This window comes from Deltaproteobacteria bacterium, from assembly GCA_026388545.1.
Taxonomy (GTDB): Bacteria; Desulfobacterota; Syntrophia; order Syntrophales; family UBA2185; genus JAPLJS01.
On record JAPLJS010000104.1, the window covers coordinates 18,490 to 30,671 of the forward strand.

Genomic DNA, 12,182 nt, shown 5'->3' on the forward strand with positions numbered 1-12,182 from the left:
AGCATTAGCAACAAGAAAGTTTTTTTGCTAGTTTACATAACATATCTTATGAGACACATCATCACGAACAAAACATGTTGCTATAAACCTTCTTCAGCCAATTTCCTGACCAGTTGAAGTTGCTTGTCATTTAATCTTTTAGGAACTTCTATAGTGATTTTTACAAACTGATCTCCCTTGTCTGTGCCCTTCAATCCAGGAACTCCAAAGCCCTTCATTCTAATTTTGGTGTTGTTCTGAGTGCCCGGGCTAATTTTGATTCTTTTCGTTGCTCCGTCAAGGGTGGGTATATCAATGCTTGTTCCCAGAATTGCTTGTGTAAAGCTGATTGCCTTTTCGATGTAGAGATCATGGCCGTCCCTGGCGAAAATAGGATGGGGAAGAATATTGATAAATAAGTATAAATCTCCGGGAGGGCCTCCGTCAACGCCGGGCGTACCCTTGCCGGCCAATCTCAGTTTCTTTCCTGAATTGATGCCGGGCGGGATCTTAAAACTGATTTCCTCAATGCTGTCTTCTTTTTGAAGGGATAATTTCTTTTCGGCGCCCAAGACGGATTCTTCTAACGTAATTGACAGATTATATTCAAAATCCTGACCCTTTTGCGGCATGCGAGAGAATCTTTGCCGCTCTCCCTCGAAAATGTCAGAAAATGAGTCGTTCTGTGTAAAGGCCCCCCCTCCCCTGCTTGTCCTGAATGTTTTTGCACCTCTTCCACCTAAGTCGCCAAAGCCGAAACCTCTTAATATATCGTTGAGATCGAACCCTCTGAATATATCCTCCTGGGTATATCTCTGCCTGAACTGATCTGCGGATCCATACATGTCGTAATCTTTGCGTTTTTGTGTATCGCTAAGAACGGCGTACGCTTCGCTGATCTTTTTAAATTTTTCCTCTGCGGCTTTATTGTTAGGATTTTTATCCGGATGCCACTTCAATGCCAGCTTTCTATAGGCTTTTTTCATCTCTTCGGCGCTCGCTGTTTTTTCAATCCCTAATATTTTATAATAATCTTCTGCCATAACGATGAATTACCCACTCATTTTTATTTATCAAGCATTGAGCGAAACAACTACTGAAATAATTCCATATTAATACAGTCATTTACACACTTAAGCAAGCTGAAATAACTTTTTTTATTAAAATCTATAGTTAACCATTAAATGATTGGAAGAAGTTGCAGGATCATGTCTGATAGAAATGGAGCTTGTTTCCTGCAAATGCCTAATGAAATCTTCTTTGTTTCTCTTATTGTATTTATGGGCACTACTCGCAGCACTGTAGATATTGCCTGTATACCAGCCAATTTCAAAGAATGATACGATTCCTCCTGCAAAATAATTTTCATGATGAAACAGTTCTACAGCAGAAACAATGAAAGCAACGTTCAATAGAAAGGCAACAAGGGCATCTCTGGGTCTTTCCGTATAAAGATGGCCGGCGCCAGGAAGAACTGCGGCAAGAGTGCCTGCAACGGCAGGTGATTTTTGCGGTATATCATCAATATATCCGAGACTCGAATACATTATATTTGCTGATTCAGACAGCGGGCTATTTTTCGGTACAAGTAAAAATCTTTTTCGAGCCTCCTGCCATTCTTCCTTTTCCATCATGATGAGGGCGCTTTGATAAATGGCTTTATCAGTAAAGTCATTTGATTTAGATCTTATGATATCCTGGAATGTTGAAAGGGAATCACGGTATCGTTTCAGTTGTTTCTCTGCCATTCCCTTGAGGTACAGGGCCTCCGTCGACATACTGCTTTGAGGATATTGTGTCGTAAATAATGCGAAAGTATTGATAGCTTCATGCCATCTTTTCGCTCTGAAATAGCTTTCACCTATCCTGAATGCGGATTTTTCGATAAGCTCATTTTGGGGAAAATAAAAGATAAACCGTTTGTACTCAGTAATAGCCCTATAATAATCCCCCTCGGTAAAGAGCGCTTCCGCAAATGCGAACTGTTTCGCAGGGTTGTCGGCCTGCCCTTCTGAGGCCTGGGTACAGAGCGGAAGCAAAATATTCGCGAGCGCCAGTATAAAGATAGTGAACTGATAATGTCTCTTAAAAGGATTATTCATAATGCTTGCGTAAAAGAGACAAATTGTTGGCTATGCTCATCGCCTGCCTTCACACGGATTTTAATTTCAAGCTTCTCTTCCTAAATGGAATGCCTTGAGATTTGCGTTCACAACTTTTTCTGGAAAGGATTCGCGAAGTACCTTCTCCCATAAAGTGACATCCACTTTCAAAAAAGAAGATATGACGCCCAGAAGTGCCGTATTTTCTGCCCTGATATTTCCTGCTTGCACTGCAATATCGCGAGCGTTGACGACTTTGACCGTTTTGAAAGCTTGGTTCACTAACTCAATAACATTATGCGGATATTTCGCATCTCCTAAATTAACGGAAGGAGGATACAGTTCTACTTGATTGATTACGACAGTGCCGTTTGGTTTCATAAAATCGAGGTAACGAAGTGTCTCCAATTTCTCAAATGAGACAAGGATATCTACGTCACCTTTTTTTGCGATTGGTGAATACACCTTCTGTCCATATCGGACATGGCTGGTCACACACCCTCCACGCTGGGCCATTCCATGGACTTCACTTTTCTTTACATCCATACCAACTTCCATCATAACAAGACATAAAATGTCACTTGCCCTGAGTATTCCCTGACCGCCGACACCCGCGAGGAGAATACTTTTCACAGCACTATTTTTTTTCATTATATTATAACACCTCGACAATAGCGCCGGCCTTGCATACCTGCTGACATAGAGTACAGCCATTGCAAAGGTCACGATCAATAAATGCGATACCTTCCTGTTTTTTCGCATTTTTCTTAACTTTTTCAACAGGCATATCTTCAAACCTCATCCAGGAGATTGGCGGACATCCAAGACCAAGGCACAATCTGCACCCGGTACACTTATTCTCATCAATTTCAAGTGGTTTTCTAACATCATTCATATTCCGCTTGAACAGAACGCATGATCTTCTCGATATAACAACTGAAGGACCTGGCTTCGATAATTCTTCTTTCATTACGTTCCGTGTTGTTGTGATGTCATAGGGATCGATCACACGGATGCTATCAATCCCTAGTGCAGAGGCAAGTGTTATAAAATCAAGCTCTTTTGTTTTTTCTCCCTGCAGGGTATATCCGGTAGCGGGATGTTCCTGCATACCTGTCATGGCGGTTGTCCTGTTGTCACAGATAACAATGACGGCATCACTTCTGTTATAGGCCATGTTTAAGAGCGGTGTAATGCCGGAATGAATAAACGTGGCGTCCCCGATAACACCAACAACCTTTCCTTTTCCCTTATCTTTTAAAGCCTTGCTCATACCATGCGCCATGCCGATACTTGCCCCCATGCAGATACATGAGTGAAGACCTTCCAAGGGCTTCATGAAGGATAAGGTATAACAACCTATATCTCCCGAGACAAATGCCTTCAGCTTTCCGAGTACATAAAACAGACCTCTGTGGGGGCAACCGGCGCACAGATTCGGTGGTCTTGGTGGAATCGTTACATCCGGTAAACTGACTATTGAGGTTTTTTTGCCTTTTATGGCAGTTTCGATCACACCCGGATCAAACTCGTTTGTGTAAGGAAAGACTTCTTTGCCGATGACCTTGATACCCATTGCCAACACCTGTTCTTGAATAAAAGGGTCTAGCTCCTCAATAACATAGAGTATTTTTACTTTGGAGGCAAAATCACGGATCAGATCAGAGGGTATTGGATAAACCATCCCGAGCTTTAAATATGAATAATTGGGAAAAATGTCTTTTGCATAGTTATAAGACATGCCGGATGTAATGATGCCGACTTCGGGATCATTCATTTCAATCTTGTTTTCAGAAAAACTATCGGAAAATTCTCTTAATCGTTTGAGCCTATTCTCCACTTCTACCCTTCTGACACGTGCGTTGAAAGGAACCATGACATATTTTGAAGTATTAAAATGCAGTGCTGTTCGATCATCCGCGACTGAAGGATCTGTAATATTTACAACGGATTTCGAATGGGAAACCCGAGTGGTTGTCCTGAGAAATACGGGAGTATCAAACCTCTCGCTAATATCGAACGCAATTTTTATATAATCTTTTGCTTCCTGACTATCTGCAGGCTCAAGCATGGGTATTTTAGCGAATTTAGCATAGTTACGGTTATCCTGCTCATTCTGTGAACTGTGCAATGAAGGATCATCGGCACTAATAATAACCAGCGCTCCGTTCGTGCCGGTATAGCTCAGGGTAAAGAGTGGATCGGCCGCAACATTAACCCCGACATGCTTCATGACAACCATTGCTTTTGCACCCGCCAAAGCTGCGCCAATACCAACCTCAAGGGCAACTTTTTCATTGGGAGACCATTCTGCATAGACACCATCATATTGTGCAAATGCTTCCATGATTTCAGTACTTGGAGTCCCCGGATATCCGGAAGCAAAGCGAACTCCACATTCATATGCTCCTCTTGCAATACCCTCGTTTCCTGACATCAATACCTTCATACTTTTTTTGTATTCCTTTTATGGTTTTTTCTGCCAAACCAGCTATAAAAATAGCTTGTCTTCAACTGATAGTTGATGGTCTCGTAAAAAGTCGAATTTCCCCTCCCCTCGTGGGAGGGGATTAAGGGGAGGGGGAACATAACTAATTGATATTTAATAAGTATCACCCTCACCTCAGTCCTCTCCCATCAAGGGAGAGGAGGTATTTAAGACTTTTTACTAGTTCGTCATATAGTTGATATTTTTCTTTTTAAAAGATGCTCCATGGAAGGATCTGTAGTTTTACTGAGTGCTTTTTGATAATATTCTAATGCTTTTTCTTTGTTTTTCATCTCTTCGTAAATCCTCGCAATATTTCTGTACGTTATACCTTCAAAGCTCCCGGCGGATTTGATAGATGCGGCTTTCTCGAATGACTCCAGGGCATTCTTCAAATCGTTTTTCACCTCGTAACAGTATCCCAATCCATTATATGCGAGAATTTTCCAATCGTTGCCCTCCGGCGCTTCTTTAAGAAATTCAGTATAAGCCTTTATTGAAGCATCAATATCACCGAGATTGTAGTAGATATTCCCCAATTGATAATTTGCCATCATGGCCGCTTTTGAGCCTTGATATTGAGTCACGATATCTTGGTACATTTTCACAGTATTTTGATCCGGGCTACCCCCTTGCAGGGTAATTTTCATGCCTTCAAACTGGGACTTTGCATAGAGCTTCTGTGCATTATTCTCGTAATTCATCCGGTACAGATACCAGCCGGATGAAAGCAAGGCGATTAATGTGATAATGCCGGATATCAAATAAATCTTCTGTTTGTTTTCCGATACATAAACGGTAAATTTGTTTAATATTAATTGTAATGTATCAGGCTTCTCAAGTTCCTTCTTTGTCATTTTTCCTGCCATAGTGTTTTCCTGTCAAAAATTTAATTGCATCTGCTCATTGAGCTTTTCTACGATAAATGATGGTATCCTGACTATTTTCCCGAGGTTATTTGTACAGGCGTGAACGGTATATCCTTCGACGAGAATCTTCTCTTTGTCTTCATCCGAGATGGTATAGTTAAATTTCATGCTCGCCCTTTTAAGATATTCCATTTCAGTTTCAACAATAATGATCTGGTCATATCTTGCCGGCAGCAAATAGTGGCAATATGCCTCAGTCAATGGCAGGTTATAACCCTGCGATTCCATTTGTGCATATACTATGCCTATGCTTCTGAGGAGTTCTGTTCGTCCTATCTCGAACCATTTGATATAATTGGTATGATAAACGATACCCATCGCATCCGTATCCGCGTAAATTACACGTATCTTAACGTGATTTCTCTTCAATAAATCCCCTCCAATCCTTGATGAATTTATCCATAAGAATGTGGCCAGGTGATATCATCACGTCATTATTGCTTGCCGATGACTCACTAAAGGCTGAACCGTTTTTTAAATTTTCCCTTTCATCGGAAGACAGTAGTGCAAATGGAGATGGGTCGGATGCGTGTGTCTTTAGCCTGATGGGTGTAGGATGATCGCTTAAAACCATCAGCCTGAATGGAGCGAGTCCATAAATTTCATTCAAGATAGTGCCGACTATCTTTTCATCAAAATCTTCAATAGCCTTAACCTTGCCTTCAATGTTTCCTTCATGACCCATTTCATCCGGGGCTTCAACGTGTACAAATATAAAATCGATCTCCTTTAAGGCATCCAGGGCCTTTTTTGCCTTTCCAAGATAATTAGTATCACTATACCCCGTCGCCCCATCAACACGGATGACTTTAAGGCCTGCGTAAATACCAATACCATTTAAAAGGTCAACGGCCGATATCATTCCACCCTGTAAACCATATTTATCGGTCAATTTAATAAACTTCGGGACCCTTCCCTGCCCCCATAACCATAGGGAGCTTGCCGGTTTTTTGCCCTCCGCACTACGTAATCGGTTCACAGGATGATCTTTCAAAATATCCTGAGAACGTTCCATGAGATGGTTTATCTGTTCCGCACCATCACCCCGAGGCAGATACTCTCTGATCGCTTTTCCGGTGATGTCATGCGGAGGTGTTGTCTGAAGAAGGGATTTTCCATCCTTCCAGACAAAAAGGTGTCTGTAGCTTACCCCGGGATAGAATTGAAAGCTATCCGTTCCCATCTCTTTATTTATATCAGTTATTATTGTCTTTGCTTCTTGTGATGTTATATGCCCCGCGGTAAAGTCTTCCATTATGTGTTGTTCACTTCTGTCCAAAGTCACAAGATTGCAGCGAAAGGCTACATCATCTTCTCCAAGTTGAACCCCCATGTTCGCTGCTTCCAGAGGACCACGACCGGTGTAGTATTCTTGCGGATTATATCCGAGCACAGTCATAATGGCTACATCACTCCCCGGTGAAAACCCAGCGGGTATAGTATCGATCAGTCCCAATGTTCCTTCTTTCGCAATCTTATCCATATTGGGGGTGCGGGCGTATTCCAACGGTGTTTTACCGTTTAGTTCTTCCAAAGGATAATCCGCCATACCATCGCCAAGAAGGATAATGTACTTCATTACAGGTTTTCGTCCTCAATTCGTATTACTATTGTTTTCCCATGAATTATATCAAGTTGATCAATCTCTGTAATTGCTTTCTGCACATCTTTTTCTTGTGACTTATGAGTTGTCATGACGATAGGAACGGGACCTGCCGCTTGCCTTCCCTTTTGAATAACTGCGGCAATGCTTATATTGTTTTCACCGAGAATTCCGGATATTCTTGAAAGTACTCCCGGCCGGTCCAAGGCAGAAAACCTGAAATAGTAGTTTGTAAAGATCTCCTCGAAAGACATCAGCTCGATATCGTTAATTACATTTTCTCTCAGTGAACGTGCCGGCACCCTCCCCGATATTCCTTTCACTATATTCCGCGAAACATCAATAACGTCAGCGATTACAGCGCTTGCTGTCGGCATCATCCCTGCGCCTTGACCGTACAGGAAAACAGTGCCAGATGCGTCACCGACAAAATGAAATGCGTTGAAGTTACCGTTGACATTTGCCAGGAGGTGGTCAAGGGGAATCATAGTAGGATGAATTCTTGCCTCTATGGTGTCTCCTCTTTGAATAGCGATGGCGAGCAGTTTGATCCGATAACCGAGTTCACTTGCAAAATCAATATCCTGCCGGCTAATCCCTGAGATACCTTCTCTGTAGACATCGTCAAGGTTGACCCTCTTGCCGTACGCCAAAGATAATGTAATGGCAAGCTTATGCGCCGTATCGATGCCTTCGATGTCAAATGTCGGATCAGCTTCCGCGAAACCGAGTTCCTGGGCTTCCTTCAGCACAACATCGAAAGATTTCCCCTCATCAGTCATTTTACTCAATATATAATTTGATGTGCCGTTCATAATACCGAAAATTGACTTTATCCGGTTTGCTACAAGACTTTCCTTCAGTGTCTTGATGATGGGGATTGTTCCTCCTACACTTGCCTCGAAGCCGATATCAACTCCTTCTTCTTCAGCAGCCTGGAATATTTCATTTCCGTATGCAGCCAAAAGTGCTTTATTGGCAGTAATTACATGCTTTTTTTTACGAATGGCTTCGAGCATAAACGAGCGAGCCGGCTCATACCCACCAATAAGTTCTATAACAATGGATATTTCAGGATCATTCAGTATTGCTTTCGCATCCTTGGTTAACAGCTCTTTCTCAACGGTGACCTGTCTCGGCGTGGTAATATCAAGATCAGCAACTTTCTTAAGAACAAGTTTCGCACCAAGTCGCTTTTGGATGAGTTCACTGCTTTCTTGAAGCAGCCTGACTACCCCGGTTCCGATAGTACCGAAGCCGATTAATCCCAGGTTGATCGTTTTCATGAGCTCATACCCTTGTCATTACTTTTATTTAAGCTTTTTGGCTTTATTACCCGACAAAGTGTGTCCCTGTTTCTAGAACGCTGCAATTTCTATAACAGTTAACCCATATTTGTCAAAGCAAATAAGCGGTATGTTAACCTGTCTTTGCCAGCTCAAGCCTGCCTCCCCATCTGTGCAAGAGAACATCCTTTAATAATGAATGTTCCTTTTTTTCGAGGAGTTGATCTTTTTCAATGAATGTGAAGGCATCATTTTTTGCATCATTTAAAATGCGCACATCTCTGAGGATATTAGCGATCAGGAAATCGGGAATGCCTGACTGCCTGGTACCCATAAATTCACCGGGGCCCCTAATGGCTAAATCTTCCTCAGCGATTTTAAAACCATCATTTGTCTCTTCCATAACAGAGAGTCTTCTTCTTGAATCCTCAGAACCTTTGCGTTGCGACATTAAAACACAGTATGAAGGAATATCACTCCTTCCAACACGTCCTCTTAATTGATGTAATTGTGACAGTCCGAATCTCTCCGCATGTTCTATCACCATCAGTGATGCCTGGGGAATATCAATCCCCACTTCAATGACGGTTGTGGAAACGAGGATGTCGATCTCTTTATTTAAAAAACCTGTCATTACCTGATCTTTTTCTTTTCCTTTCATTCTGCCGTGAATCAGCCCTACCCTGTTGTCCGGAAATACATTCTCTTGCAGGTGTTCCGCCATTCTCGTCGCATCTTTCAGATCAAGATTTTCAGATTCCTCAACCAAAGGATAAACGATGAAGGCTTGGTTTCCTTTCTTTAACTCCATACGGATTATTTCGTAAACCCTGGTTCGTTGCTCTTCAAAAAACACCTTTGTCCTAATTTCTTTCCGTCCGGGAGGATATTCATCAATCACTGAAATATCTAAATCTCCATATACCGTCATGGCAAGCGTCCTCGGAATGGGGGTTGCTGTCATAACTAAAACGTCAGGGTTTACACCCTTATTTCTCAGAGATGCTCTCTGGATAACACCAAAGCGATGCTGTTCATCGACAACGACAAATCCGAGATTCCGAAAAGTGACATCTTCCTGGATCAACGCATGGGTGCCGACTATGATATGAACCTCTCCTTCTTCTGTATTTTCATAAATTTTCCGTCTTTCCGTATTTTTTGTACCGCTGGTAAGCAAAACAACCTTTAATCCAAGCTGATCGGCCCAGTGGTTAATACGTTTATAGTGCTGCTCTGCCAGAATCTCCGTTGGCGCCATTATTGCCGCCTGGTACCCATTTTTACAGGCAATAACCATTGCTGCCATGGAAACTACTGTTTTACCGCACCCTACATCTCCCTGCAGAAGTCTGTTCATGCTAAAGGTCTTCTCCATATCAGCTTCGATTTCTCTAATTACTCTTTTTTGAGCATCGGTTAAGCCAAAAGGAAGAATCTTATAAAATTTATTAAGAAGATCTCCTCCCGTCTTAAATGCGATACCTTTGTCCAGGATATTCCCCTTTCTCTTCAGAGCTATGCCCAACTGAAGAAAAAAAAATTCATCATAAATAAGTCTTTGGTGTGCCCATGATCGCATTTCGTTGTAGGCTTCAATATCTTCGCTAATTGCAGGAAAGTGAATGCTTCTTAAAGCATTGTCAATATCCTCAAAATTTCGTTTTCTACATATTTCTTCGGGTATGGGGCTCAAAATATATTGTGAATAATTTTCGATCACATAGGCCATGATTCTTCTGATATACTTCTGGTGAAGGCCTTCCGTCTCGGAATAAACAGGAACAATCCTTTTAAAATGGAGGAGATTATCCTTGATTTCATCGTCGTCCAGAATTTCGAAGTCCGGGTGGATCATATCTTTACCGAGAAGGTAACTGCTTACTTCACCGGTCATTATAACGCGCATACCTTTTTTGAAAATTCTTTTCAGGTACGTGTGATTCCCTTTGAACCATTTGGCTGTAAGCACCCCACTCCCATCGTCTATGGTAACCTCGTAAACTTTTCTCTTCTTGTAAAACCTGGTATCTATCCTGACAACGTTACCGATAACTGTTTCCCGTGCACCAAACCTGACTGATTGAATATCTTTTATAGTGCGCCTGTCCTCGTATCTTCTCGGTACAAAATAAAGTAAATCCTCAACAGTTCTTAAGCCTTTCTTTTCAAGTAAAACAGAAATTTTTGGTCCCACCCCTTTTATAAACTGTACGGGAAGGGATAATTTCTCTAAACTGAGCTCACCAGTATTCAATCGTTGGACCGAATCGTCATTTTGAATGTCATCTTTGACAAATTCTTTCATTTTATTTAAGTGAAGAATTGCTTTTTCTATGCGCTCCTTTTTGTCTTCTAATTGTTTTTTATCAAAGCCCAGAATTGCTTCTTCAAATCCGGAAATGGTATCTCCCCATGTCATAACAGAGTCTTCTTGCATTGCATACATTGACAATTCGTTTTTCAGTTGCTTTAAGAATGTCGTCATTGTTCCTTCAAAGTCCTTGATGAGCGGCAGATGCTTATATGAGTCTTTTGATAAGAACATAAGCGGCGCCTCTATTTTTTCAAGGATTGCTTTCAATGATTCCATATCAAATCTGCCAAGCTCACTATTAATATAATAATATCATATATAAAGACTGCATGCAGTTAACAGATATTCAATTTTTTCGCAAGTAAAGAATTGACAATCGAGAACAATTACGATAAAGCTGATCCCCATCTTACACACGTATTGGAAATAATATGCTCGATAAATTAACGTATAAGGATGCCGGTGTTGATATCGACCAGGGTAATCTTTTTGTTCAGAAAATTAAGCCACTTATAAAATCAACTTTTCGCAAAGAAGTCATGAGCCCTATCGGGGGTTTTGGCGGTCTGTTTCATCTTGATATGGGAAAGCTCAGCGATCCCGTATTGGTTTCATCAACAGACGGTGTTGGTACGAAATTGAAGATTGCCCAAATGATGGATAAACATGACACTGTCGGTATCGACCTTGTTGCAATGTCTGTCAATGATGTCGTGGTCCAGGGAGCAGAACCTCTCTTTTTCCTTGACTACATAGCAACAGGGATACTCAACGTAGAAAGAAATGTAAAGATCATTGAAGGGATAGTAAAGGGATGCCAGGAGGCAGGTTGCGCTCTTATCGGTGGAGAAACTGCCGAAATGCCTGATTTTTATAAAGATGAGGAATATGATCTGGCGGGGTTCTGTGTCGGTTTAGTAGAAGCTGATAAAATAGTCGATGGTACCGAAATACACGTCGGTGACAGGATTATCGGTATTGCTTCAAACGGCATGCACAGCAATGGTTTTTCCCTTGCCAGAAAGGTTTTGTTTGAAAAAGGAAAAATGAATGCCCATGACAAAATAGATGATCTCGGGCATTCCATAGGGATGGAGCTTCTGCGACCGACAAAAATTTACGTGAAATCCATCTTGAATCTGGTCAAGAATTTTAACATCAAAGGTATTATTCATATTACCGGTGGTGGATTCATCGATAACGTACCACGCATTTTACCTGGTCAGTGTCGGGCGGTTATTTTAAAGAATAGCTGGGATATACCACATGTTTTTACCATTATAAAAAATATGGGAAATATCGACGACTCAGAAATGTACAGGGTCTTTAATATGGGTATAGGCATGATGGTTATCGCACCGGAAAAAACGGCGGCAGAAGTAGTCGAACGCCTCGATAAATTTGGAGAAAAGGCATACGCAATCGGTTTTATAGAAAAAAGAGACAAAGAACAATCTTCAGTTTCATTTATTTAAAAC

General features: G+C 41.5%; 10 protein-coding genes. 1 reads left to right on the forward strand and 9 read right to left on the reverse strand.

What is annotated here, in order from left to right:
* Positions 1-80 precede the first annotated feature (80 nt).
* The 9 genes from NTW12_12000 to recG all read right to left on the reverse strand — a co-directional run bounded on the left by NTW12_12000 (position 81) and on the right by recG (position 10,980).
* On the reverse strand, positions 81-1,022 hold the full coding sequence (locus NTW12_12000; protein ID MCX5847056.1) for a DnaJ domain-containing protein: 942 nt from the start codon (positions 1,020-1,022) through the stop codon (positions 81-83).
* A 117-nt stretch (positions 1,023-1,139) separates the two neighbouring features.
* Positions 1,140-2,081 (reverse strand): tetratricopeptide repeat protein, encoded by a 942-nt coding sequence (locus NTW12_12005; GenBank protein ID MCX5847057.1) that lies wholly within the window; start codon positions 2,079-2,081, stop codon positions 1,140-1,142.
* Positions 2,082-2,147: 66 nt separating this feature from the next.
* Positions 2,148-2,732, reverse strand: coding sequence for an indolepyruvate oxidoreductase subunit beta (locus NTW12_12010; GenBank protein MCX5847058.1), 585 nt, complete (start codon positions 2,730-2,732; stop codon positions 2,148-2,150).
* A 4-nt stretch (positions 2,733-2,736) separates the two neighbouring features.
* Positions 2,737-4,530 carry an indolepyruvate ferredoxin oxidoreductase subunit alpha gene (iorA, locus tag NTW12_12015; protein MCX5847059.1) on the reverse strand — a complete coding sequence of 598 codons (1,794 nt, stop codon included), beginning with the start codon at positions 4,528-4,530 and terminating at the stop codon, positions 2,737-2,739.
* 227 nt (positions 4,531-4,757) lie between these two features.
* Positions 4,758-5,438 carry a tetratricopeptide repeat protein gene (locus NTW12_12020; protein MCX5847060.1) on the reverse strand — a complete coding sequence of 227 codons (681 nt, stop codon included), beginning with the start codon at positions 5,436-5,438 and terminating at the stop codon, positions 4,758-4,760.
* A gap of 12 nt (positions 5,439-5,450) precedes the next feature.
* Positions 5,451-5,867 (reverse strand): thioesterase family protein, encoded by a 417-nt coding sequence (locus NTW12_12025; protein ID MCX5847061.1) that lies wholly within the window; start codon positions 5,865-5,867, stop codon positions 5,451-5,453.
* Entirely contained in the window at positions 5,848-7,077 is a 1,230-nt protein-coding gene (locus NTW12_12030; GenBank protein ID MCX5847062.1) for a cofactor-independent phosphoglycerate mutase, read from the reverse strand. The genes NTW12_12025 and NTW12_12030 overlap by 20 nt, the downstream gene beginning before the upstream one ends.
* Positions 7,077-8,387, reverse strand: a complete 1,311-nt coding sequence (locus tag NTW12_12035) for a homoserine dehydrogenase (GenBank protein ID MCX5847063.1) — start codon at positions 8,385-8,387, stop codon at positions 7,077-7,079. The genes NTW12_12030 and NTW12_12035 overlap by 1 nt, the downstream gene beginning before the upstream one ends.
* A 133-nt stretch (positions 8,388-8,520) precedes the next feature.
* The gene (recG, locus tag NTW12_12040; GenBank protein ID MCX5847064.1) at positions 8,521-10,980 is read right to left on the reverse strand and encodes an ATP-dependent DNA helicase RecG; all 2,460 of its coding nucleotides are present in this window, start codon (positions 10,978-10,980) and stop codon (positions 8,521-8,523) included.
* A 155-nt stretch (positions 10,981-11,135) separates the two neighbouring features.
* On the opposite strand from recG, the gene purM reads away from it, so the two are divergent.
* Positions 11,136-12,179 carry a phosphoribosylformylglycinamidine cyclo-ligase gene (gene purM / locus NTW12_12045; protein MCX5847065.1) on the forward strand — a complete coding sequence of 348 codons (1,044 nt, stop codon included), beginning with the start codon at positions 11,136-11,138 and terminating at the stop codon, positions 12,177-12,179.
* The last annotated feature ends 3 nt before the right edge of the window (positions 12,180-12,182 follow it).

Bases quoted from the DNA above. Each gene is read 5' to 3' on its own strand.
- NTW12_12000 (MCX5847056.1), bottom strand. From the start codon at position 1,022: ATGGCAGAAGATTATTATAAAATATTAGGGATTGAAAAAACAGCGAGC.
- iorA (MCX5847059.1), bottom strand. From the start codon at position 4,530: ATGAAGGTATTGATGTCAGGAAACGAGGGTATTGCAAGAGGAGCATAT.
- NTW12_12030 (MCX5847062.1), bottom strand. From the start codon at position 7,077: ATGAAGTACATTATCCTTCTTGGCGATGGTATGGCGGATTATCCTTTG.
- purM (MCX5847065.1), top strand. From the start codon at position 11,136: ATGCTCGATAAATTAACGTATAAGGATGCCGGTGTTGATATCGACCAG.
- NTW12_12005 (MCX5847057.1), bottom strand. From the start codon at position 2,081: ATGAATAATCCTTTTAAGAGACATTATCAGTTCACTATCTTTATACTG.
- NTW12_12010 (MCX5847058.1), bottom strand. From the start codon at position 2,732: ATGAAAAAAAATAGTGCTGTGAAAAGTATTCTCCTCGCGGGTGTCGGC.
- recG (MCX5847064.1), bottom strand. From the start codon at position 10,980: ATGGAATCATTGAAAGCAATCCTTGAAAAAATAGAGGCGCCGCTTATG.
- NTW12_12035 (MCX5847063.1), bottom strand. From the start codon at position 8,387: ATGAAAACGATCAACCTGGGATTAATCGGCTTCGGTACTATCGGAACC.
- NTW12_12020 (MCX5847060.1), bottom strand. From the start codon at position 5,438: ATGGCAGGAAAAATGACAAAGAAGGAACTTGAGAAGCCTGATACATTA.